The 24,343-nt window shown below is 44.5% G+C and carries 21 protein-coding genes; 1 reads left to right on the top strand and 20 read right to left on the bottom strand.

The genetic code is table 11. The features are described 5' to 3' along the window. The 20 genes from HRU21_03575 to mraZ form a co-directional block, all read right to left on the bottom strand. Positions 1-269: NUDIX domain-containing protein (locus HRU21_03575; protein NRA41370.1), on the bottom strand; the 269-nt coding region annotated here is incomplete at its 3' end. 22 nt (positions 270-291) lie between these two features. Beyond that, on the bottom strand, positions 292-1,509 hold the full coding sequence (argJ, locus tag HRU21_03570; protein NRA41369.1) for a bifunctional glutamate N-acetyltransferase/amino-acid acetyltransferase ArgJ: 1,218 nt from the start codon (positions 1,507-1,509) through the stop codon (positions 292-294). Between the two features lie 9 nt (positions 1,510-1,518). Further along, entirely contained in the window at positions 1,519-4,272 is a 2,754-nt protein-coding gene (gene secA / locus HRU21_03565) for a preprotein translocase subunit SecA (GenBank protein NRA41368.1), read from the bottom strand. Between the two features lie 110 nt (positions 4,273-4,382). Further along, entirely contained in the window at positions 4,383-5,312 is a 930-nt protein-coding gene (locus HRU21_03560; GenBank protein ID NRA41367.1) for a M23 family metallopeptidase, read from the bottom strand. Between the two features lie 31 nt (positions 5,313-5,343). Then, on the bottom strand, positions 5,344-6,255 hold the full coding sequence (locus HRU21_03555; GenBank protein ID NRA41366.1) for a UDP-3-O-acyl-N-acetylglucosamine deacetylase: 912 nt from the start codon (positions 6,253-6,255) through the stop codon (positions 5,344-5,346). Between the two features lie 229 nt (positions 6,256-6,484). Then, entirely contained in the window at positions 6,485-7,726 is a 1,242-nt protein-coding gene (ftsZ, locus tag HRU21_03550; protein NRA41365.1) for a cell division protein FtsZ, read from the bottom strand. A 41-nt stretch (positions 7,727-7,767) separates the two neighbouring features. Further along, complete coding sequence (gene ftsA / locus HRU21_03545; protein ID NRA41364.1) at positions 7,768-9,006, bottom strand: cell division protein FtsA; 1,239 nt, start codon at positions 9,004-9,006, stop codon at positions 7,768-7,770. Between the two features lie 29 nt (positions 9,007-9,035). Further along, positions 9,036-9,953, bottom strand: a complete 918-nt coding sequence (locus HRU21_03540) for an FtsQ-type POTRA domain-containing protein (GenBank protein NRA41363.1) — start codon at positions 9,951-9,953, stop codon at positions 9,036-9,038. Continuing rightward, positions 9,954-10,907, bottom strand: a complete 954-nt coding sequence (locus tag HRU21_03535; GenBank protein NRA41362.1) for a D-alanine--D-alanine ligase — start codon at positions 10,905-10,907, stop codon at positions 9,954-9,956. It lies immediately after the preceding gene. Beyond that, the gene (gene murC / locus HRU21_03530) at positions 10,897-12,318 is read right to left on the bottom strand and encodes a UDP-N-acetylmuramate--L-alanine ligase (GenBank protein NRA41361.1); all 1,422 of its coding nucleotides are present in this window, start codon (positions 12,316-12,318) and stop codon (positions 10,897-10,899) included. Before murC ends, HRU21_03535 begins: the two co-directional genes overlap by 11 nt. Continuing rightward, positions 12,318-13,385: an undecaprenyldiphospho-muramoylpentapeptide beta-N-acetylglucosaminyltransferase gene (gene murG, locus HRU21_03525; GenBank protein NRA41360.1), complete on the bottom strand. Its 1,068-nt coding sequence runs from the start codon at positions 13,383-13,385 to the stop codon at positions 12,318-12,320. The genes murC and murG overlap by 1 nt, the downstream gene beginning before the upstream one ends. After that, positions 13,382-14,626 (bottom strand): putative lipid II flippase FtsW, encoded by a 1,245-nt coding sequence (gene ftsW, locus HRU21_03520; GenBank protein ID NRA41359.1) that lies wholly within the window; start codon positions 14,624-14,626, stop codon positions 13,382-13,384. Before ftsW ends, murG begins: the two co-directional genes overlap by 4 nt. 56 nt (positions 14,627-14,682) lie before the next feature. After that, positions 14,683-16,092, bottom strand: coding sequence for a UDP-N-acetylmuramoyl-L-alanine--D-glutamate ligase (murD, locus tag HRU21_03515; GenBank protein NRA41358.1), 1,410 nt, complete (start codon positions 16,090-16,092; stop codon positions 14,683-14,685). Between the two features lie 7 nt (positions 16,093-16,099). Then, complete coding sequence (locus tag HRU21_03510; protein ID NRA41357.1) at positions 16,100-17,182, bottom strand: phospho-N-acetylmuramoyl-pentapeptide-transferase; 1,083 nt, start codon at positions 17,180-17,182, stop codon at positions 16,100-16,102. Next, positions 17,173-18,591: a UDP-N-acetylmuramoyl-tripeptide--D-alanyl-D-alanine ligase gene (murF, locus tag HRU21_03505; GenBank protein NRA41356.1), complete on the bottom strand. Its 1,419-nt coding sequence runs from the start codon at positions 18,589-18,591 to the stop codon at positions 17,173-17,175. Before murF ends, HRU21_03510 begins: the two co-directional genes overlap by 10 nt. After that, positions 18,584-20,083 (bottom strand): UDP-N-acetylmuramoyl-L-alanyl-D-glutamate--2,6-diaminopimelate ligase, encoded by a 1,500-nt coding sequence (locus HRU21_03500; GenBank protein ID NRA41355.1) that lies wholly within the window; start codon positions 20,081-20,083, stop codon positions 18,584-18,586. The genes murF and HRU21_03500 overlap by 8 nt, the downstream gene beginning before the upstream one ends. Next, the gene (locus tag HRU21_03495) at positions 20,080-21,828 is read right to left on the bottom strand and encodes a penicillin-binding protein 2 (GenBank protein ID NRA41354.1); all 1,749 of its coding nucleotides are present in this window, start codon (positions 21,826-21,828) and stop codon (positions 20,080-20,082) included. Before HRU21_03495 ends, HRU21_03500 begins: the two co-directional genes overlap by 4 nt. Continuing rightward, positions 21,828-22,115 carry a cell division protein FtsL gene (locus HRU21_03490; protein ID NRA41353.1) on the bottom strand — a complete coding sequence of 96 codons (288 nt, stop codon included), beginning with the start codon at positions 22,113-22,115 and terminating at the stop codon, positions 21,828-21,830. Before HRU21_03490 ends, HRU21_03495 begins: the two co-directional genes overlap by 1 nt. Beyond that, a complete protein-coding gene (gene rsmH, locus HRU21_03485) occupies positions 22,109-23,068 on the bottom strand; it encodes a 16S rRNA (cytosine(1402)-N(4))-methyltransferase RsmH (GenBank protein NRA41352.1) in 960 nt (319 codons plus the stop codon). The genes HRU21_03490 and rsmH overlap by 7 nt, the downstream gene beginning before the upstream one ends. Next, positions 23,068-23,526 carry a division/cell wall cluster transcriptional repressor MraZ gene (gene mraZ, locus HRU21_03480; protein ID NRA41351.1) on the bottom strand — a complete coding sequence of 153 codons (459 nt, stop codon included), beginning with the start codon at positions 23,524-23,526 and terminating at the stop codon, positions 23,068-23,070. Before mraZ ends, rsmH begins: the two co-directional genes overlap by 1 nt. Positions 23,527-23,928: 402 nt before the next feature. Here mraZ and HRU21_03475 point away from each other — a divergent pair. After that, a partial coding sequence (locus tag HRU21_03475) for a hypothetical protein (GenBank protein ID NRA41350.1) occupies positions 23,929-24,343 on the top strand: 415 nt, incomplete at its 3' end.

The following is a 24,343-nucleotide window of genomic DNA, read 5'->3' as shown; positions in this document are numbered from 1 at the left end:
TAGACTGACCAAAAACTCAGCTCAACAGACTTATCAGGATAATCAAAATTCAGGCGATGAAACGGCGTGGCGTTTGCAAAAACAAGATTCAACTCTTCGCGAAGCTCGCGCGCCAAGGCTTGAGATTCTGATTCTGCTGGCTCTACTTTGCCGCCCGGGAACTCCCATAAGCCGCCCTGATGTGCATCTTTATGTCGCTTCGACAACAACACCTGCTGCTCATCGTCACTAAAAATGATACCCGCGACGACATGAATTCGATCAACCAAGCCCCATCACCTTTAGTTATAATTAGGTTCTATACTCAGCGTTAATCGTAACGTACTCATGCGATAAATCACTAGTCCAAACACTGGTGGAGACATCGCCTCTGGCAAGGTCAATAGTAATCACAATATCTTCAGCCGCCATCACGGCAGCACCCGCCGCTTCGGTATAAGAACTGGCACGGCCACCGTGTTCAGCAACCAAGACTTCGCCAATTTTAAGGCGCACCTTATCGATGTCGAGCTCTGCCACATTAGCTCTGCCAATCGCTGCTAGGATTCTGCCCCAGTTTGCATCTGACGCAAAAAGCGCCGTTTTTACCAGCGGTGACTCAGCGACAGTAAAAGCAACTTGCCGACATTCTTCGATTGAAGCGCAATTTATCACGTTCACTTCAACAAATTTGTTAGCGCCCTCAGCATCACGAATAATAAGCTGTGCCAGTTCAATAAACACCTGGTTGATATAGCGCTGAACCTCAGCTAACTGATCAGCAGGTAAGGCATCAAGGTTCAAAGAGGATTTACCCGTGCTAATCAGAATCGCACTGTCATTCGTTGATGTATCGCCATCCACAGTAATACTGTTAAACGAGACAGCATTGGCCTGCTCAAGCATAGACTGCAACAGCGCCTGCGAGCATTGTGCATCGATAGCCACAAATGCCAACATGGTCGCCATATTCGGCTTAATCATACCTGCGCCCTTGCTGATACCAGAGATATTCAGCGGCTGATCAGCTACCTTAAGCGATACAGTGCAACCTTTAGGACGCGTGTCCGTTGTCATAATCGCTTCGGCAGCTTTCCCCCAATGACAGGCATCTAAGTTCTCAAGCGCCTTATCTAATGCGGCAATAATTTTTTGCTGCGGTAATGGCTCACCAATCACGCCTGTCGAAAATGGCAGCACTTGCTGAGGCTGACAGGCAGTTTTTTCTGCCAGTTGATCGACGGTTTGCTGAGCGGCTTGCAAGCCCTGAGCGCCGGTACCAGCATTCGCATTACCCGTATTGATGAGCAAATAGCGCGGCGATACTTCAGTTATATGCTGCTTGGCAATAAGCACAGGCGCGGCGCAGAATACATTTTGGGTGAATACTGCGGCCGTCGAACTGCCTTCAGCAATTTCAATGATAGTCAGATCATTGCGCTCGGTCTGTTTGATGCCCGCGTTGGCGACACCTAAACGAATACCTTCAATCGCAACAAATTCTGGTAATGGTGCGTTTCCAACAGCCATAGCGCGCTCCTATGTTAACTTGCCATGGCATTGCTTATATTTTTTACCTGAGCCACAGGGACAGGGCTCGTTGCGACCGACTTTTTTACCCTCGCGGACAAAAGGCGTATCTTTATCAACGTCTGGCTCGCTACCTGAAGCAGACGCCGCTGCATCTGCCGCGGTTGAATCTGTGGCCGAAATGGCAGGGTGTTCTGCGTGCATGGTTTGGCTTTCGGCCTCCGCCTGCAGTCTTCGCTGTTGCTCCACCTGAGCAATTTCATCTTCGGTTTGAATTTGTACTTTTGATAAAAAGCGAATCACATCATATTTGATATTATCGAGCATTTCTTGAAATAACTCGAAAGACTCACGCTTGTATTCTTGCTTAGGGTTTTTACCCGCATAACCGCGTAAATGAATGCCTTGGCGTAAATGATCCATCGTGGCTAAATGCTCTTTCCATAAACCATCCAGTACCTGCAAGAAAATATGGCTTTCAAAGCGACGCATTTCGTCACCTACCACAGCTGCTTTTTGCTGATACTGGGCAACAATATGCTGTAAAATTTTTGCTCGTAAGTCGTCTTCATTTAGCTTGTCGTCGTCATCCAGCCATTGCTGAACGGGCAGCTGTACTGAAAACTCGGCCTGTAAGGCATTTTCTAGCGCAGGGATATCCCACATATCCTCTACCGACTGCGGCGGGATAAATTGACTNATGGATGAGTCAACCACATCTGCGCGAATCGAATCTAAGGTGTCGCTTAAGTCTTCTGTGTTGAGAATAAAGTCGCGCTGTTGATATACCACCTGACGCTGATCATTGGCAACATCGTCATATTCAAGTAAGGATTTTCGAATATCAAAATTTCGGCCTTCAACTTTACGCTGTGCTTTCTCGATCGCGTTGCTGACCATTTTGTGCTCTATCGCTTCACCTTCTTCCATACCTAAGCGCTGCATAATCGCGCGCACTCGATCGGAGGCAAAAATACGCATCAAATCATCTTCTAACGATAAATAAAAACGTGTTAAGCCGGGGTCACCTTGACGGCCCGAGCGACCGCGCAGCTGATTATCAATCCGGCGACTTTCGTGACGTTCGGTTCCGAGTATATGCAAGCCGCCAGCAGCCAATACCGCCTCATGACGCTGCGCCCAGTCTGCTTTAAGCTCTGCTAGCTGAATATCTGTCGGCGCCTCTAGCTGCGCAATTTCAACCTCTAGATTACCGCCAAGTACAATATCGGTGCCTCGACCCGCCATATTTGTTGCAATCGTTACCGCCCCAGGCCGACCGGCCTCTGCAACAACCTCGGCTTCTTTTGCATGCATCTTGGCATTTAACACATTGTGCTGAATCTTTTTCTTTTGCAAAAGACGCGACAGCAACTCAGAGCTTTCGATGGACGCGGTACCAACCAGGATTGGTGCACCGGTTGCGCGGATTTCTTCAATATCTTTTGCAATCGCTTCAAATTTTTCAGCAATGCTCATGTAAATTACATCGTTAAGATCTTGCCGCTGTATGGCTTTGTTAGTAGGAATAACAGTAACTTCCAAGCCATAAATTTCATGAAACTCTTTTGCTTCTGTATCGGCTGTACCGGTCATACCGGCTAATTTATCGAATAAGCGGAAGTAATTTTGGAACGTTGTTGAGGCAAGGGTTTGGCTTTCCTGCTGAATTTTAACTTTCTCTTTCGCCTCAATGGCCTGATGCAGACCTTCGGATAAACGTCTGCCGGGCATGGTGCGACCCGTATGCTCATCAACCAGAACAATTTCGTTTTGCTGAACAATGTAATCAACATTTTTATGAAACAGCACATGTGCTCGCAGTGCAGTTTGCACATGATGTAATAATTTTAAGTTTTGCGAGGCGTAAAGGCTCTCGCCTTCATCAAGCAAACCATCTTTTATCAAGATTTGCTCAACATATTCATGGCCTTGCTCAGTGAATTCCACCTGTCGAGATTTTTCATCTAAGGTGTAGTGGCCTTCGCCAATGATTTTTTCACCCAATTTTTCTTCGACACTGGCTTCAGAAAGTTTCGGGATAAACACATTAATGCGCTTATAAAGCGCTGAACTATCTTCTGCCGCACCAGAAATGATTAATGGTGTACGAGCTTCATCAATTAGAATCGAGTCAACTTCGTCGACAATTGCAAAAAACTGCTCACGCTGCACTCGATCAGCGAGCGTAAACGCCATATTATCGCGCAGGTAGTCAAAGCCAAATTCGTTATTGGTACCGTAGGTAATATCAGCCTGATAAGCCGCTTGTTTTTCATTCCAAGCCTGATTTGGCACAACCGCGCCAACGGACAAGCCCAGAAACTCATACAGAGGACGCATCCAATTAGCGTCACGAGAGGCTAAATAATCATTTACGGTAACAACATAGACCCCGCGAGCGGTAAGCGCATTTAGATACACCGCGAGCGTTGCCATTAGGGTTTTACCCTCGCCCGTGCGCATTTCCGCAATACGACCCTCGTGCAAAGTCATTGCACCGATCAGCTGCACATCAAAATGTCGCATCGCTAAGGTACGTTGACTGGCTTCGCGACAAACGGCAAAGGCCTCAGGCAATAAATTATCTAAGCTTTCGCCATCCGCCAAACGATTTTTAAACTGCTGGGTTTTTGCTTGAAGCGCTGCATCATCTAAGCTTTGTAAATCAGCTTCAAGCGCATTGATCTTGGCAACCGTCTTACGCATCCGTTTAATTTCACGGTCATTACGGGTACCCAATAAGGCTTTAAAAATATTCATAGTGGTCGAAAGAAGTTCATCACGGCAAAGCGCCATAGTCTATCAGATCCAGACCGAGAAAACACAGTCCTCAAGTGGCTTGATAGCAATTAGACGCTGCAGTAATCAGCTTAGATAGATTTGCGGTAAATGTAGCGGTGCGGATCGACTTGTCGGCCATTTTTAAGCACTTCATAGTGCACATGCGGCCCTGTGGAGCGGCCAGTTGAGCCCATCTTGGCAAGCGCCTGACCTTTATTCACCACATCGCCCACTTTGACTAAATGGGATTTGTTATGCGCATAGCGAGTACTGTAGCCATTACCATGATTAACTTCGACCATCATGCCGTAGCCATAGCGGTCACCTGACCAAGTCACCACACCCGAGGCGACAGCAATCACGTCGCTGTCTTCTTGACCGGCAAAGTCCACGCCTTTATGCAAGCTCAAACGCCCAGTAAATGGGTCAATGCGTTTGCCATAGTTCGACGATAGCCAACCTTTAACAATCGGTCGGCCCGACAGATAGGACTCTTTTTGAATATTACTATTTTGCACTAAACCATCAATCGCCAGCAGCTCAGTTTCGCGAATTTTAAGTCTTGCCTGCATGGCTTGCATATTGGCGAGAAGATGGTGCTCAGACTGTATTGCGTCAGGCTCGGCAGTGTTAAGCAAACCACCGATCGCAGGCTCGCGATAAAAATCAAATTCTTCAGACATACCCGCCATATCAGCGACCTGGCCACCGAGCGCCTCAAGGCGCGTCATTCTTGCCTGCAAGAGACCAAACTGACGCGATTGTTCTAAAAAAACGGCCTCAGAATAAGCGTTGAGGCTATTGATTTGGTGCTGATCGAATAGCGTCTGCTCGCGCATACGATCAACTTCAGCTTGGTAATGGCGCACTTGAAAAAATCGATCGAGATATAGACCAATAAACAACAGTAGGCTAAGCAGCAATGCTGCAAGCAACATGGCTAAGTAGGCAATCTTGCGATTACTTAGATTAAACTCTTTCGAGCCAGAAAAATTAGCATCTAAAACAATCAATTTCATAATGCTGACATCACATCAGTAGATGAAAAACTTAGGCTGCTGAGACTTGCCCCGAACTGTATGAGATCGGTGCATCCTCTTCATCAAAAGTAACAACCTCCCAAGCATCCTGTTGCTTTATTAACTCCCTGAGGACTGCATTATTCAGTCCGTGACCTGATTTGGTGGCTTTAAACTCACCAATCAAGCTATTACCTAATAAATATAAATCGCCGATAGCATCCAGTATTTTATGTTTCACGAATTCATCGTCGTAACGCAGGCCATCTTCATTAAGAATGCGATATTCATCAACCACAATAGCATTCTCTACGCTGCCACCACGGGCTAAACCTTTAGAGCGCAAATATTCAATCTCATGCATAAAGCCAAAGGTTCTGGCACGTGAAATTTCTTTTACAAACGACGTAGTTGAAAAATCAATTTCCGCATCAACCTTACGCTCGTTAAACACCGGATGATTAAAGTCGATGGAAAAAGACACCTTAAATCCATCAAAGGGGAGAAAACTGGCAACTTTATCATCGTGCTTAACGGTTACAGGTTGCTTGATGCGGATGAATTTTTTGGCTGCCGCCTGCTCTTCGATCCCAGCTGACTGCAGTAAAAACACAAACGGCCCAGCACTGCCGTCCATAATGGGCACCTCAGAGGCACTTAATTCGACATAGGCGTTATCAATACCCAAACCTGCCATGGCGGAAAGCAGATGCTCTACCGTCGAAACCCTGACATCACCTTTTACTAAGGTCGTGGATAAGGTTGTATCGCCGACGTTCTCAGCACGTGCCTCTATTTCAACCACGGGATCTAAGTCTACCCGACGAAACACAATTCCCGCATCGACAGGAGCAGGTTTGAGCGAGAGATATACCTTCTCTCCGGTATGCAAGCCCACTCCAGTAGCTCGAATTGTATTACGCAATGTGCGTTGACGAATAATCGACATGCTTGGGTTCCAGATCCTATTTATGCTTAAAACTTGTAATACTAGCAAAAAGTGCTACGAGTAAAAAGACCGCATATTTGGCTAAAGTTCAACAAACTGGCAGAAATGGTCTAATAAAAGCCATATAAAGCCCGATTTTGCGAACTAGCTAGCACAATACAATCCATTAAAGCTGCACAGAGCAACGACATATTGCATTCTGTGCAGCACGCATCAAAAGCATTTAATCAGCCTGTCTTCGTAAAAACGCTGGTATATCCAACAGCTCAAGATCATCGTCTTTAACCTGCGAGGCCGCGGCGCCGCCCGGCAATGAGCTCAAACGATTGGTTGGATTCCGCATGGCAGTAGGCTTATCGTAAGCTGAATAATCAACTGCCGGGGTTACAAGCTCTGCTGCATGCTCAGATGTTGGGGTCGCAGTAGGAATACTATTATCATAGGATCGCTCAACGCTAGACTGCGGCCTTACCGAGGAAGCTGGTGGACTGGCAAGCATACCCATCTCTTCCGCACCAATACCGGTAGCCACCACGGTAACTTTTATTTCGTCATCAAGGCTTGGGTCGATAACGGTGCCGACAACAACTGTGGCGTTATCTGAGGCAAATTCCTCGACAATATCACCAACATCGGCAAACTCACCCAACTCCAAGCTTTCAGAAGCGGTAATATTGACCAGAATGCCACGTGCACCTTCTAAATTAATATCTTCAAGCAAGGGTGATGAAACGGCCAGTCGTGCAGCTTCTTCTGCCCGGTCTTCACCACGCGCACGACCTGTACCCATCATCGCCATGCCCATCTCGCTCATCACCGTGCGCACATCTGCAAAGTCAACGTTGATCATGCCAGGACGCATGATTAAATCAGCTATACCCTGAACGGCACCATGTAAAACATCATTAGCCTCTGAGAAAGCTTCTACTAAGCTAACTTTCCCGCCCAGAACTGCCATAAGCTTTTCATTTGGAATAGTAATAAGCGAGTCAACATGTTGAGCTAGCTCACGCATACCCTCTTCAGCCAGTCGCATACGTTTTTTTCCTTCAAAACGAAATGGCTTGGTAATTACCGCAACCGTTAGGATACCTAACTCTTTAGCGACTTCAGCGACAACGGGCGCAGCACCAGTGCCAGTACCACCGCCCATACCAGCCGTAATAAATACCATATCAGCGCCTGACAGCACTTCGGCAATCCTGTCGCGGTCTTCCATAGCTGCTTGACGACCCACCTCAGGGTTAGCACCCGCGCCAAGCCCTTTGGTGATATTGGTACCTAACTGCAAAACCGTTCGGGTTTCAATATCCTCCAGCGCTTGAGCATCAGTGTTTGCACAAATAAACTCAACACCCTGGACTTGTTTATCAATCATGTGCTTAACAGCGTTACCGCCGCCGCCGCCCACACCAACAACTTTAATTACAGCCTTTTGTGGCTGACTATCGATCAATTCAAACATAGCTTCTCTCCCCTTGCTAAGTTTAAGTTTCAGTAAAACATTTAAAAATTATCTGTAAACCAACGTTTCATCTTACCTAACACACCGGGTCCATCTTTATGTGATGACGATGTGTTATAAGCAGGATTAAATTGTTTTTTCATTCCGTAATGCAGCAAACCTACACCGGTTGCGTAAATAGGATTTTTGACGATATCTTGTAAGCCACCTTTTTGTGTTGGCGAACCGAGCCGAACCGGCATATGAAAAATTTCTTCTGCAAGATCGACGGCACCTTCCATTTTCGCGGTACCACCGGTCAGTACGACGCCTGCTGCAAGCACAGGCTCAAATCCCGAACGTCTCACTTCAGCCTGCACTAAGGTAAATAACTCGTCGTATCGAGGTTCAACCACCTCGGCTAGTGCCTGTCTTGAAAGATCGCGCGGCGGCCGATCGCCAACGCTAGGCACCTTAATCGTTTCTTCTTCCCTAGCCAGTTGTGCCAATGCACAGGCGTATTTCATCTTGATTTCGTCTGCATGTTGAGTTGGCGTTCGCAGCGCCATTGCAATATCGTTTGTGACTTGATCACCCGCAATAGGAATAACGCCTGTGTGGCGAATAGAGCCCTCAGTAAAAATAGCGATATCAGATGTGCCTCCACCCATATCAACTAAACAAACGCCAAGCTCTCTTTCATCATCAGTTAACACCGAGTAGCTCGAAGCTAGCTGCTCTAAAATGATATCTTCTACTTCAAGACCACAGCGCTGAATACATTTAATAATATTCTGTGCCGCAGTCACTGCGCCCGTCACCAAGTGCACCTTAGCCTCTAAACGCACTCCGCTCATACCGTAGGGTTCTTTTACGCCTTCTTGCGAATCAATAATGTACTCTTGTGGAAGTATGTGCAGAATCTGTTGATCGGCTGGAATAGCCACTGCTTTTGCTGCATCGATAACGCGCTCAACGTCAGCCGAAGACACTTCTTTATCTTTAATGGCAACAATACCGTGTGAGTTCAGGCTTTTAATATGGCTACCTGCAATCCCGGCATAGACAGAGTGAATTTGACAGCCGGCCATTAATTCAGCCTCTTCTACGGCACGCTGAATAGAGTGCACCGTAGATTCAATATCAACGACAACACCTTTTTTCAATCCACGTGACGGGTGTGAGCCTAAACCGATAATTTCCAATTCACCGTCAGCGTTTATTTCACCAACAATGGCTACTACCTTTGAGGTACCGATATCGAGGCCGACAATCATATTACTGTCTTTATCACTTGCCATAATATTTACCTTTTATCTTTACCCTATATTTAATCCAGTTGAACAATGTCTTCGGTCTTGAAGCTGACCGCAGCACCATTTTGATAACGTAAATCGACGGTTTTAACGTCATTAGCCTTTGCATATAAGTTCTTGTGGTAAATCGTATTAAACCGCTTAAGCTGCGCAGGCCAGTCATGTTTCTCAAATTTAAGCTCTAAACCATTAACAGCATTAACCGTAAAAAACGACTCCGTTAGTGTATTTAAAGATCGTATCGGCAAAAGTTCCTGTGGCAATAGCTCTGATAGCTGCTGATAAAGTTCAACCGCCTCAATATGTTGATCTGAGTAAAGTGTCGGCATCAGCAATTGATTTGGCATTTCGCTTGGCTTAAATACGGTTGTATCAGCTGCAATCAAGGACGAGTCATTCAAGAAAGCGATAGGCTTATACTCTTGAATATCTATAACTAAGCGGTGATTAATTCTGCGCCTGATACTTACTGACTTCACCCATGGATTAGCCATAAGAGAATCGTGCAGTAACTGCAAATTGTAATCAATATTACCGTTAGAAACGGCCTGATTTACCGCCTTGATCACTAGCTTTTTATCCACATAATTAAAACTTCCATTCACGTCTACCGCATGAATTTCTTGCTTAAACACATCAGTACTTATGAGTATTGTCTGATAGCCAATAAAAACGGCAATCAGGCAAAAACCGAATATTAAAAACGCACGGAAAACACTCTGCAGCTGCTGAAAAAAACTCTCGCCCGTTTCGCCAGCCCTTTTTTTATTGACCACTTTTTCTTGCTGCAAACGTTTTAAATTTTTCTTGCGCTGTTTTTCCCACTCCTTGGCTGATGGCGCACTATATACTGGGTTCATTGCAGAATGCGGCGCATGCGGCTTTTTAGACGACTGCTTGCTCTGTTTTTTGAAGCCAATAAACGCCATCATTTATACCCTCAAACTCGCTAGCAATATTGCTAACACAAGGGCATCAAAGCTAAATCCAAACTGCTCTGCGGCCATAGGAACCAAGCTATGACTTGTCATACCAGGTACCGTATTTGCCTCTAAAAAATAATGCTGACCGCTTTGATCTAACATCACATCTACTCTGCCCCAACCAGAACAACCAAGTATATTGAACGCCGCTAAAGCCTCACGCTTAATCTGTGTTTCAACATCTTCAGTTAGACCACATGGGCAAAGGTATTGTGTTTCATTAGACAAGTATTTCGCCTGATAGTCATAAAAGGCATTATTGGTTTGCATTTTTATCATTGGCAAAGCAACGCCGTTCAGAATGGCCACCGTATACTCGGGGCCGTCAATCCATTTTTCAGCAATAATCTGACTATCATATTTAGCTGCGTCACTAATCGCTTGATAGAATGACTCTTCACTGTCGACAATTGACATGCCAATACTAGAGCCCTCACTTGCTGGCTTAAGCATCATTTTATTACCTAAGCTAGCACTAACGGTTTGCCAAACTGACTGATCTGAAACCATTGTAAATGGCGCTGTTGCGATATTAGCCCCTTGCCACAGCAATTTCGTTTTTGCCTTATCCATGGCGATAGCGCATGCCGTCATATCAGAGCCGGTAAAGCTAATACCTTTACTTTTTAATACCGCTTGTACTGTACCGTTTTCACCGTCGCCACCATGCAGTGCAATAAAACAGTGTTTGATCGCATGCTGGTCAAGCTTGCCAGCCAAATCAGCCGTATTTGTATCAATGGCTGTAACCGCAACACCTACCCTTGAAAATGCGTCTAAAATAGCGTTTCCTGAGAGCAATGATATCTCTCGTTCAGCGCTTTCACCGCCAAGCAACACTGCAATATTGCCATGTTGTAAAGTGTTTATTTCTGCAATTAGGTCAGCCAGCTTATTTGTCATCTATAAACCCCCGCTGCGACAAATCTTTGGCTAATGCTCCAACATTGCCTGCACCCTGCGTTAGCACTACATCATCTTGCTGGATCATTTTGATCAGTAATGGCCTGACATCATCAATACTTTTTACATGGATAGGGTCCAGCTCACCTCGCTGCCGAATGCTATGACAAATTGATTTACTGTCTGCACCCACTATAATTTTTTCTCCAGCCGCATACACATCTAACACCAATAACACATCAACATTCGAGAGCACCTCAACAAACTCATCGTATAAATCTTTGGTACGTGAATATCGATGTGGCTGAAATATCATGATAATGCGATTTTCTGGAAATCTTTGACGTGATGCTTCTATAGTGGCCGCCACTTCCGTAGGGTGGTGACCATAATCATCAACTAAATGTACAGTTCCTGAATCTGAAGGGTATTCGCCAAAATATTCAAATCGACGACCTACGCCTTTAAACCGTTGAATTCCTTCAACAATCGCTGACGTCGCTATACCTTCGTCTATACCGACAGCGACAGCAGCTGTCGCATTTAGAACATTGTGTTTACCCGGCAGCGAAAGCTTTACAGCAATGTTTTGATTATTTGGTGCGGCGATGACAAACTCACTACCATCTGGGCCTTGCTGCAATTGTTGAATAGAAAAATCTGCTTGCTGATCAAATCCATAGGTTAATGTTGCGCGACCAAACTTTGGCATAATCTCTTTAATGATGGGGTCATCAATGCAAACAATGGCCATACCGTAGAATGGTAGATTGTGTATGAAGTCGATGAATGTTTTTTTCAACTTGTTCACATCGCCATCATAAGTCGACATATGATCTTCTTCGATATTGGTAATTACCGTTACCAATGGCTGCAAGTGCAGAAAAGATGCATCACTTTCATCAGCTTCTGCGACAACATATTGGCTCTCACCCAGCCTTGCATTAGTACCAAAATTGTTAACTAAACCGCCAATAATAAATGTTGGATCTAAATCGGCAGACGCAAGCACTGAGGCGATCATACTGGTTGTAGTTGTTTTTCCATGGGTTCCCGCAACAGCAATACCGTGACGGTAACGCATAATTTCAGATAACATTTCAGCCCTTGGCACGATAGGAACGCGCTGCTGCTTGGCATAGGCAATTTCTGGGTTATCATCATCTATGGCGGTTGATACCACTAACACATCTACCCCAATAACGTTATCAGCTTGATGGCCAATATGAATTTTTGCACCTAAGGCCTGTAAACGTCGTGTGTTTTCAGAAGCCTTTATGTCAGAGCCACTCACCGAATAGCCCTGATTAATTAAGACCTCTGCAATACCGCACATACCAGCACCACCGATACCCACAAAGTGAATACCATCGATTCTGCGCATATTTGGTATTGATATATTCTTTTTCATTATTTTTTAGCCGTCGCTTCACAGAGATGGATGATTTGTTCTACTGCATTATCAATAGCAACCTTTTTGGCTGCGGCTTGCATTTTGGTAAGCTGCTCAGGCTTATCGATCAGTTGGCGTATATGCATAATTAGTTTTTCTTCGTTCAATTCACTTTCTTGCATCACAATTGCGGCGCCAGCATCAACCAGCCATTGAGCATTGGCGCTTTGATGATCATCAATGGCATAGGGGAAAGGGATTAAGAACGCGGCTTTGGAGGCGACTGCGAGCTCCGAGACTGTCATGGCACCTGATCGACAAACGACAAAGTCTGCCCAGTCTAGCGCTGCAGACATATCGTCAATATAAGCTACGACTTTGGCATCTTCATCGAGACCAAGTTCATCGTAGGCAGCGTTGGTAGCATCAATATGCTTATTACCTGTTTGATGCCATATATCAACATCTTGATACAGCTGGCCGTACACTTTAGGCATTAACTGGTTGATTGATAGCGCCCCAAGGCTACCACCTAACACTAAAACACGAAATTTGCCCTCAATGCAGGCACGATTACTGACCGTTTTTATATTCTCTCTGACCGGATTACCGACAGTAATCGCCTTTGGGTTGGCAGCAAATGCCGATGGAAAAGCTTGCAGCACATGCGTTGCGAATTTTGACAGAATACGATTTGTGGTACCCGCAATAGCATTTTGCTCGTGAATGATCAGTGGTAGCCTNAGTAATTTGGCAGCAATGCCGCCTGGTCCAGCGGCAAAACCACCCATGCCTAAAACTGCATGAGGCTGTATTGCGCGCATTATGTTAAACGCCTGAATGATTGCCGCGACTATTTTAAATGGCGCAAACAATATACCTAACAGGCCCTTACCTCGCAGCCCGTGTATATTGATAAACGCAATATCGATGCCGGCTGCAGGCACTAAATTAGACTCAATACCCTTTTTAGTGCCAATCCACGCAACTTGATAGCCAAGCCCCTGCCAAGCTTCGGCACAGGCGAGACCTGGATAAACGTGTCCACCCGTTCCACCGGCCATAATCAGTAAGGTTTTATTCATGAAGAAAACCCCGCAGATGATCGTGGTTTTAAATCATGTTTTGCAGAAGTCTTGCCTAAACCAGCTTGTTTTAAACCTTTGCGTACTTTTTTCTTGCTTTGCAGCTGCTGTTGCTTCGCTAATTCGGATGCATTTTTAATAGCGCTTAATTTACACTCAATTGCCACGCGATTCACAAAACCAATCATTACTAAGGCCACGATCAGGCTACTGCCGCCATAACTAAAAAATGGCAGTGTAAGCCCCTTGGTTGGTAAAACACCGCTATTTACACCAATATTGATAAATACCTGAGCCGCCATGACTAAAGCAATGCCATAGCATAAGTATGCATTAAATAACTGCTGTTTCTGTTCAGCCACTTTAGCAATGGTAAATATTTTATAAATCAAGGCGCTGAATAGGATCAAAATCACCAGGCCACCAAAAAAACCGGTTTCCTCTGCAAGAATCGCAAATACGAAATCTGTGTGCGCCTCAGGTAAGTAAAATAATTTTTGGATACTATTACCTAAGCCAAGGCCAAAGAAATCACCACGTCCAAATGCAATTAAAGACTGTGTTAGTTGATAGCCACAGTCAAATTGATATTGCCAAGGGTCTATAAAACATTTCAAACGCGCCATACGATAGCTTGAAGAGACAGCCATTAGCATCACTGCCAAAGCAGCAACCATCGCAACTGAAAGGAATTGTTTTAGCCCCACACCACCAAGAAATATCATACCCATAGTAGCGATAATCATTACGACTGATGAGCCAAAGTCTGGCTCTAGCAATAACAAGATAATCATACCGCTGACGACTAAAATCGGTTTAATGAAGCCTTGCCAGGTTTCACGTACTTCATCTTGCCGCCTCACTAAGTACGCCGCCATATAAATCATGATACACAGCTTGGCCAGCTCAGAGCTCTGTAAATTAATAGGGCCAATGGGAATCCAACGCATCGAGCCATTCACCTCTCGACCAATACCTGGAATCAACACCGCAATCAAAACCACAAAGCCTAAGGTTAAACATATACCACTCCACTGATACCACTTATACATCGGTGTAACAGTGACCGCACAGGCAAGAGATAAGCCCATCAGCAAAAAGATACTTTGCCGCATGAAAAAGTGCAGCGGATTATTAAATTTATATGCCGCATAGTCTATTGATGCTGAGGTCATTACCACCAAACCAATGGACAGCAAACTGCAGGCCAGAATAAGAAACGATTTATCTATCGCAACCATTGACTGTTTCCAGCCGTCAACAGTACTGAACTGCATGGTTTTCATATGCGCAAGCATCATGCAGCCCTCATCATTTGCTTCACTTGACTCACGAAGGCTGTACCTCTATCAGCAAACGAACTAAACTGATCGAAACTGGCGCAAGCTGGCGATAGAAGAATCAGTAAACGTTGCTGCTCACTTTGGCCTTGCTGCAGCTGATTCGCCTGCCTATAAGCCTCATTTAAGGCATGCTCAAGCTTATCAACACAAACAGGCTTAAAAGATGACTCACTAGCCTGGAATGCCTTTAAAATATTTATGCTATCTTGCCCAAACAAGATCGGCTCTATCGCTGCCTGACTGATAAATTCAACTAACTGTTCAAATGAGGCAGATTTGTCAACACCGCCTAACAGCACAAAGATATGATCATAATCTTGCTGTAGTCCAGACAGCGCGGCTAAACACGCACCCACATTAGTCGCCTTACTATCATTTATAAATTCAATATTATGTACCGCACCAATATATTCACAGCGATGCGGTAAGCCTTTGAAATCATTTAATAGCGATAGGGCTTGAGAAAATAAAGCCGAGACTTCAGCGTCAGTACATTCTTGATGGCGCAGCAAGCCGTCAACTAAAGCAACGGCTGCCAGCAGATTAAAACGATTATGTGAACCTTTAAGCTGGCTTGCACTGATATCAATATTCACGTCTCTATCTTTAATAAAGATGGAGTGATTGTTTAAGGCATAATCTGCATCAGCGGCTGTCATCGATATCGATGCATAAGGTTTAGCAATATTTTCGCTATAAGCATCATCTAAGTTGACCAGCTTATACCCTGCATTGTTATAAATTGAAAATTTCGCCTGGGCATACTGCTGTAAATCGTCATAGCGATCCATATGATCTTCAGAGATATTTGCAACAATGGCCGTGACAGACTGAAGGTGATTATATCGCTCAAGCTGAAAGCTCGATAATTCGAGCACATACACGTCGATATCTTCTGCTAGTGCATCAAGCGCAGCTAGCCCAATATTTCCAGCTGCACAGGCGTTGAAGCCCATCGCCTGCAGGATCTTTTGCGTGATCGTTGTGATCGTGGTTTTACCATTCGAGCCGGTGATTGCGATAACTGGCTTTTCATTAATGCGATCAAAAATTTCTATATCACTAGAAAGCTCAACCCCACTGCTTTGTGCAGTAGCAACAAATCTCTCTTGTAACGAAACACCGGGGCTCAAAATCATAATATCCTTCGAGCTATACTCAAATGCTTCCAAATTGCCAAAGTAACATTGGCACGTATGCTGTTGTAAAAACATCTGCAGATTCGTATTCGCCGATTGATCAGGACGCGAATCAAGCAAGACATAATCAAGCGTATTAGCAGCAAAAAATCGCGCGCAAGCGAGGCCTGTTGCGCCTGTGCCAACAATGAGGTATCGCTTGTTGCTTTCCAATGCTGCCTGCATCAATGACTTATCTCAATTTCAATGTTGTTAAACCGATAATGACTAACATTATTGTTATGATCCAGAAGCGCACAATCACTTTTGGCTCTGGCCAACCCTTTAATTCAAAGTGATGGTGAATGGGCGCCATTCTAAAAATACGCTTGCCAGTGAGTTTGAATGAAGCAACTTGTAGAATCACCGACACTGTCTCCATCACAAAAACGCCGCCCATAATAAACAACACGATCTCATGCCTGGTGATCACTGCCACCAGTCCTAAGGCTGCACCTAATGCAAGCGCACCGACATCACCCATAAAAACCTGAGCGGGATAAGTGTTAAACCACAGAAAGCCTAAACCTGCTCCTGCCAATGAGGCACAGAAAATAGCTAACTCACCTGCCTGTGGTATATAAGCAATGTGTAAGTAGGCGGCAAATTCTTTATGCCCAACTAAATAGGTAATCAGACCAAGCGCAGAACCAACCAGCACACTAGGCAATATCGCTAAGCCATCAAGACCATCAGTAAGGTTGACTGCGTTACTGGTACCGACAATGACGAAATAACTAAAAACAATAAAAAATAAGCCCATATCTATGGCGACAGACTTAAATAAAGGAATAAATAGTTGCGTGTTTGCAGGTACATCAGCGTGAATAAATAAAAATACTGATGCCCCTAGGCCTGCGACAGATTGCCAAAAATATTTCCATTTAGCAGGCAGGCCTCTGGAATCTTTTTCCACCACTTTTCTGAAATCATCTACCCAACCCACGGCGCCAAAAATAAATGTCACTATCACGATAAGCCACACATAAGGGTTGCTCAAATCACTCCACAACAGGGTAGAGAAAAATATTGCAAACAAAATCAATGCACCGCCCATAGTTGGCGTACCTGACTTACTCAAGTGGCTTTGCGGGCCATCATCACGCACAGCTTGACCAATTTGCTTACTGACTAAATATTGAATAAACCCTGGGCCAACCCAAAGAGAGACTAACAATGCGGTAATGACCCCCATCATGCCTCTTACTGTTATATAGGAGAACGCATTGAATATCGGAAAATACTCAGACAAAAAATTAGCGAGCATTAATAACATGGTGTATTCTCCGAAAAATTATGCTCAAGCAGAGCATTAACCATTTTTTCTAAATGTTGTGATCGTGAGCCTTTAACAAGCACAATGTCATTAGGTGATATATGCTGCAGAACTTGTGGTATAAGCTGCTCAACTGTATCAGCCTGAATCAACAGCGCATCAGTGCTTTGAAGTATCTCTAGACAAAATCGCGTTGCATTGCCGCACAGAAACACCTTGTCAATTTGATGCTCAGCTATATGCGCTGCAATTTTTTCATGGTATTGCTGACTATAATCGCCAAGCTCGGCCATCTCACCTAACACCACAGCTAAATTATAATTTTTCTTATCTGTCTTATACTCAGCAAGATAATCGATAGCTTTGATCACGGCCGTTGGACTTGCATTATAACTGTCGTCAATCACGGTAATATCAGGATTTTTCGTTAATACTGACTGACGATCAGCTTGCAGGATGATTTTTTCCGCCGCCACTTGAATCTCCAACAACGGTAAACCACAGGCTATAGCCACAGTCGTTGCAGCGAGAAAATTCATTAATTGATGTTCAGCATATAATGGCAGTTGCATTGACACATGCTGATCTTGATAAAAAATACTGACGCTTGAGCCGTTCAAATCACAACGATCAATCACCATTCTCACGGCAGCCGTTTGCTCTGATGAAGAAAATGTCAGCACTTCACAATGCGACGCCCGAGTTTTAAAAAGCGCACTGTAATTATCATCGCAATTTACAACGGCAAGCTTATCACTAGCTAAGGCTGAGAAAATTTCTGTTTTTGCCATTGCAATATTATCACGCGAACCGAATCGCCCAATATGCGCATCGCCAATATTGGTAATCAACGATATATCGGGCTCAGCAATATCCATCAGATAGGCAATATCTCCAGACTGGCCAGCACCCATCTCAACAATGCCAAATTTTGCCTCAGTTGAAAAATTGAGTAGCGTTAATGGCACGCCTAATTCATTGTTAAAATTACCATCAGTTGATTCAACGGAATGACCTGCTAATAATGCCGCTAACATTTCTTTTGTCGTTGTTTTTCCAGCGCTGCCGGTAATAGCAATTATCTTTGCCGCTAGGGTTTTTCGATAAGCATTCGCTAATGTTGCCAATGCAACACCTGCCTGATCTACTTTTATTTGCAAGATCTCATCATTGACATAGTGATTTACGAGAGCAACCACCGCGCCATTGGCTTTTGCTTGTATAATATAGTCATGGCCGTCAACGTGCTGTCCAGGAAATGCAACGAACAGGCTACTTGGCTTTACCCTTCGGCTATCAATATGTACTGAGGCAATATCAGCCTCAACATAGCTTGCTTGATTAAGCTCATATGCAACACCCTGTGACTTTAAGGCATTAATCACAAAAGATACGTTGAGGCTAGTCATTTGAAGCCTCACCGCAAACATTATCTAGAGCGTCACGTAACACTTGTTGATCTGAAAAATCGTACTGTACGCCATTTACTATTTGATATTGCTCATGCCCTTTACCTGCAACTAATAACACATCACCTTGCTGAGCCATTTCAACCGCTCGCCTAATAGCTGCCGCTCTGTCAGCTATCACTTGATATGATATAAATGAGAATCCACTGACAATTTGCTCAATAATAGCTTCAGAGGACTCATATCTTGGATTGTCATCAGTTACAATTGCTAGATCTGCATACTTATCAACAACCGCAGCCATTAACGGCCTTTTGGATTGATCTCTGTCGCCACCGCAGCCAAATACGACAATCAATTTGCTACCTGACTGCCGAGCTGTTGTTGATAGCGTTAAAAGAATATTTTCCAGCGCATCTGGCGTATGCGCATAATCAACAACCGCAGTAATGTTTGTATGTGGTATCAGCTGCATTCGACCCAGCACCGAATCCAAGCTCTCTAACGCCGGCTGCAAACGTGTTAAACTAAATCCATCGCAGATAAATTTAGCAGCGGCCAGCATACTGTTATAGATATTAAACTCACCAATAAACGGCAACAGCAGTTGTTGACGCTCTTCCTTACCCTCAAAATTTAGCTGCATATCTACATGAATGCCCTGGGTCGAATAGCATACCGTATGGCAAAATAAGTTTGCTTGAGGGTCACGCAAAGAAATCAAGAAAGGTTTAACCTTAGATTGATTTGATAAAAATCGATAAAGCCTAACACCAAAATCATCATCTATATTTATAACTGCCGTCGTCAAACTATCAAACTCAAATAATTGACGCTTCGCCTCATAGTAAGCGTCCATAGTTTTATGATAATCGAGGTGATCATGCGTCAAATTGGTAAAAATAGCGCAATCGATTGCCGTGCCATTTAAACGCCCCTGAACCAATGCATGTGAAGATGCTTCTAATACCAAATTTTCGCAGGCTTCTGACTTTACCTGCTGTAAGAATGCTTGAAATGAGATTGCATCAGGCGTGGTGTTTACCGTGTCAATATTCTGATCACCTAACGACATTCCTAAAGTTCCGACTATTGCACAGCGCTGATTGAGCTTTTTATAAATTTGCTGAATAAAATGTGCTGTAGACGTTTTCCCGTTAGTGCCTGTAATGGCTGTAATATTTACAGACTTACTAGGACAAGCATAAAACTCAGAGGCTATATAACCGAGTTGCTGGCGTAAATTTGATGAAGCAAAACCAGGCATATTTTTCTGCATTAAAATATGCGGCAGCTCTGTGGCTAATGCGACCGCACCTTTTGACTTTGCCTCATCAATAAAGTCATTACCGTCAACTTGCTCACCTTGCAATGCAATGTACAAATAATCTTGCTCGACTTTACGACTATCAATAGCAAGACCAGCGATAAGCTGGCCACCACCAGATACGCTAACAGAAAGCTGTTGTGTTAAATCGTTAATCGATATCACCAGACAACCCCTGAAATCTGTTCAGCTATGTCTTCAGCCAGATTTTCATCCCTAAGCGCTTTATCGGTAGAAATTTTATCAGGCGTAACACCTAATATGCGTAAACTGTCATTGATAACCGTGGCAAACACAGGCGCTGCAACTTCGCCACCATAATATTCCTTGCCTTTTGGGTCATCGATCATGACTATGGCTGCGATTTTTGGTTGCTTGGCTGGTGCAAATCCTGCAAACAGGGAAATATATTGACCCGATTCATAACCTTTAGCGCCAACCTTATGAGAGGTACCCGTCTTTCCAGCTACTGTGTAATACTCAGTGTTGGCTTTTTTTGCGGTTCCAATATGAGATGTAACACCGGCCAACATCGTAGCAATTTCCTTAGCAACGTTCTCATCAACCACTTGTTCAACATGTATTGATTTTGCATTATCTAAGACCAACGAGACTGGCTTTTTTCGGCCTGCATCGGCGAATACCGCATAGGCCTGAGCAAGCTGTAGCGATGTGACACTCAAACCAGCACCAAAACTCAGCGCAGCCTGCTCAATTGGCTTCCATACCGATTTATTGGGCAAATAACCTGTGCTCTCACCTGGTAGCCCGAGGCCAATATATTGACCGAAGCCCATGCGATAAAAAGCTTGATATAGCTGCTGCTGCTCAAGCTCAAGGGCGACCTTAATTGTTCCCACTTGCGAGGATTTTGCCAACACCGTTCTTAATGGAATCTCGCCATAATTGACGGGATCTAAGTAGGTTTTCTTATCAAGCTTTAAAAATCCTGGCGAAGTCTGGATAGCGCTATCTGGAGAGAAAGCACCTGATTCCAGCGCAGCCATCATAGTTATTGGCTTGGCCGTTGAGCCAGGCTCAAACATATCGGTTACCGCCCGATTTCGAACCGCATCAATGTCCATATTTTTACGATTATTAGGGTTAAATGCAGGTTGATTCGCAATTGCCAAGACCTCAGCGGTATCAACATCTATTAACACGATAGAACCTGCATTTGCTCGGTGATACTGGACGGACTCTTTCAGTGCCTTATAGGCAATATATTGCAAGCGCAGATCGATGGTTAGCGCGAGGTCTTTACCCTCTTTTGCTGCTTTTATCTGTTTAATTTCTTTAATAGTGCGCTGATAAAGATCTTTAACAACCTGCTTCTTGCCCGGCTTACCTTGCAACCATTCGTTGTAACTATATTCAAAGCCCTCAAGACCCTTGTTATCAATATCAACATAACCAACTAAATGCGCCGCCACTTCACCCGCAGGATAAAACCGCTTATATTCATTTTGTGAATAAACGCCTTGTATACCTAAATCAAATACCTGCTGGGCGTGCTGCGGCGATAAATGACGTCTTAGATATAAAAATTGCTTTGACTTATAGCGAGATATTTTTTGCTGCAAATCAAATTCTGAAATATTCAGTAAATTAGCCAGCACAGGTAACTTATCACTCTCAACATCCAATTCTTGTGGATTCACCCAAACACTTACCACCGGCGTACTCACTGCCAAAGGCTTGCCATGACGATCCGTAATCATGCCACGATTAGCGGGCATTAGCTCATTGCGCACTGTCCTAACATCGCCTTGCTGCTGCAAAAATCCAGCACCACCATCACCATCTAACACCTGTATTAGCATCATGCGGTAAATCAGTATCATCAACAGCATGAGCAAACAGCTAGCAACCAAATATATGCGCCATGATTGTTTAAATTGAGCCAACATCACTGCGCCCCCTTTAAAACAATCATCCGATCTGCATCTGGTTTTTTCATCGCAAGCTGGCGCACCGCCTGCTCTTCAATTTGGTCAACGGAACTTGAGCTTGACTTTTCAAGCAACAACCGCCCCCAGTCAATCTCTAACTCACGCATCTCTTTAATTTGTGATTGCGACAACATAAATTCAGCGCGACTAAGATGTGAGACAAGCACAAGCGTTAATGCTGACAACAGCACGGTGAGCCACAAAATTAAAGTGGCAAGCTGGCTTTTTAGCCAAAAAACTAACATGCCTGCCCTCCCGCGACTTTTTCAGCAATACGTAACACTGCACTTCTAGAACGAACATTTTCGAGCAACTCTTGCTCATCGGCTTTTAGCGCCTTGCCACAAGAAACTAGATGAGGCTCCCGGTCAATGGATTGAATAGGCAAATGTCTGGGCAATGATGGGCCACGCTCTTGTGCTTTGATAAACCGCTTCACCATTCTATCTTCAAGCGAATGAAAGCTAACCACCACAAGCCGGCCACCTACAGCTAACAGCTCTACTATATGCGATAAAAACTCTTCTAAGTCTTTCAGCTCTTGATTGACATGTATCCGAATTGCTTGAAAGCTTCGCGTTGCGGGATGTTTTGCCTTGGCACCTGACTTTGAGCGCTGCGCACGCTTTGGTATGACCGCAGCAATAAAATCAGCAAGCTGATGAGTTGAAGTAAACGGTTCGCGCTCCCTATGCTCGACAATTCTTGAGGCGATTAAGCGCGCAAATTTCTCTTCGCCGTATACATGTAGCACTTTTGCTATCTCATGCACCTCGGCTTGCTCGATGAACTGAGCTGCCGTCAAAGCCTGCGTCTGATCCATACGCATATCTAATGGACCATCGTGAAGAAAACTAAAGCCGCGATCGGCCTGATCTAATTGCGGTGAAGAAACGCCTAAATCTAACAGTACTCCATCAAGCTTGCCAATGAGACCCTGTACCGCAGCATAATTGTGAAGCTCAGCAAAACTAGCATGCTGCATAGTAAGACGACTTTCTGCAGCAAACTGCTCTGCAGCCGATTGATGCGCAGCAAGATCTTTATCAAAAGCAATCAAACGACCGGACGCATCCAGCCTTGATAAAATGGCACTGCTATGCCCACCACGCCCAAAGGTGCCATCAACATAAATGCCGGCTGGCTTGATCGCCAATGCCGCCACTGACTCATCAAGCAAAACCGAGTAGTGACTCATCACAGCACCAAATTGGCAAATTCTTCTGGCATTTCGAGATTGCCTGAATTTGCATCATCTATGGCCTGATCTCGCTCCGACAGCCAATTAGCCTCTGACCAAAGCTCAAACTTTCGACCCTGCCCCACCAGCATTAGCTTTTTATCGAGCTGAGCATACTCTTGCAGCTCAGCAGGCACTCGTAAGCGTCCATTCGCATCAAGATCAATCTCAGAAGCATAACCTAAGGTTAGGCGGGTGAATCGTCTGGCCGCAGGATTTAACGCTGGTAAATCTTGCAACTTACTTTCTATCGGCTCCCAGACACTTAGGGGATAAATCAATAAGCATCGTGACTGGGTATCAATGGTTGCTATTAACTGCCCCTTATCTGAAGAAATTAAGGCGTCACGATACTTGGACGGCATCGCTAACCGACCTTTGGTATCCATATTGATGTTTTTGACGCCTCGAAACACAGCAACCCCACTTTATTGTAGGAATAAGGGTAAAAATCCACTTTAACCCACTTTATTCCACTAATCCCCACTATAGGAATATAAATACCCACTTGCAAGGCTTAGGAAACAAAAAAAGCGCTAAAATCGCGTAAAAAAGCTGCGAAAATCGAGAAAAATCCTGCTTAAATGAATAAAAGGAAGTCAAGGAAACAAAAAATCATTCCAAAACAATAAGGTATGCAGTATTCCTATAATTATTTTATCTATAAATCCTAAATTATTGAAAATTATGATATTTTATTTCTATCTATTCAGTAGACATATTTTTCATCACTTATTCAGCTGCTGGACACCAGTTTGACGAATTAAAACTTGAATGATCGCTGCAGTCGGTACATCATTGCCTTAGAGCTGCATTTAATGTCAAAAATAACAATAATTTACGGTATCAATATCATGCAAAGCCAAAAACTCCTCGCGCATGCGATTACCTTCTCTTTCTTAGCTTCGGTTTTAACAGCCTGCTCTGGGGTTGATGACGCTGAACAAGCCAACTCCCAAGCGCAAGCAACATCAACCGCCATTGTTGATTCAACTCAAGATGTTGGCGAGCAATCCAGGCAGCTCGCCGCTCAAGAGGCCGACGCTAAAAAGTTAGAGGCCGAGCGACTTGCGACTGAGCAAGCAAAACAAATAGAAGCACAAAAACTCGAAGCCCAGCGCCTTGCCGCTGAGCAAGCAAGTCAAGCCGAGGCGCAAAAGCTCGAAGCCGAGCGTCTTGCCGCCGAGCAAACGAAAAAGGCAGAGGCACAAAAACTCGAAGCCGAGCGACTGG

Source organism: Pseudomonadales bacterium, assembly GCA_013215025.1.
Classification (GTDB): Bacteria; Pseudomonadota; Gammaproteobacteria; order Pseudomonadales; family DT-91; genus DT-91.
Note: the sequence above shows the minus strand (reverse complement) of the source record. Positions and strands in the feature narration are given on the sequence as shown.

Coding starts and splice junctions, on each gene's coding strand:
- argJ (NRA41369.1), bottom strand. CDS start 1,509: ATGGCTGTTGGAAACGCACCATTACCAGAATTTGTTGCGATTGAAGGT.
- HRU21_03560 (NRA41367.1), bottom strand. CDS start 5,312: ATGAAATTGATTGTTTTAGATGCTAATTTTTCTGGCTCGAAAGAGTTT.
- ftsZ (NRA41365.1), bottom strand. CDS start 7,726: ATGTTTGAATTGATCGATAGTCAGCCACAAAAGGCTGTAATTAAAGTT.
- ftsA (NRA41364.1), bottom strand. CDS start 9,006: ATGGCAAGTGATAAAGACAGTAATATGATTGTCGGCCTCGATATCGGT.
- HRU21_03540 (NRA41363.1), bottom strand. CDS start 9,953: ATGATGGCGTTTATTGGCTTCAAAAAACAGAGCAAGCAGTCGTCTAAA.
- HRU21_03535 (NRA41362.1), bottom strand. CDS start 10,907: ATGACAAATAAGCTGGCTGACCTAATTGCAGAAATAAACACTTTACAA.
- murC (NRA41361.1), bottom strand. CDS start 12,318: ATGAAAAAGAATATATCAATACCAAATATGCGCAGAATCGATGGTATT.
- ftsW (NRA41359.1), bottom strand. CDS start 14,626: ATGGTTGCGATAGATAAATCGTTTCTTATTCTGGCCTGCAGTTTGCTG.
- murD (NRA41358.1), bottom strand. CDS start 16,092: ATGCAGGCAGCATTGGAAAGCAACAAGCGATACCTCATTGTTGGCACA.
- HRU21_03510 (NRA41357.1), bottom strand. CDS start 17,182: ATGTTATTAATGCTCGCTAATTTTTTGTCTGAGTATTTTCCGATATTC.
- murF (NRA41356.1), bottom strand. CDS start 18,591: ATGACTAGCCTCAACGTATCTTTTGTGATTAATGCCTTAAAGTCACAG.
- HRU21_03495 (NRA41354.1), bottom strand. CDS start 21,828: ATGTTGGCTCAATTTAAACAATCATGGCGCATATATTTGGTTGCTAGC.
- HRU21_03490 (NRA41353.1), bottom strand. CDS start 22,115: ATGTTAGTTTTTTGGCTAAAAAGCCAGCTTGCCACTTTAATTTTGTGG.
- rsmH (NRA41352.1), bottom strand. CDS start 23,068: ATGAGTCACTACTCGGTTTTGCTTGATGAGTCAGTGGCGGCATTGGCG.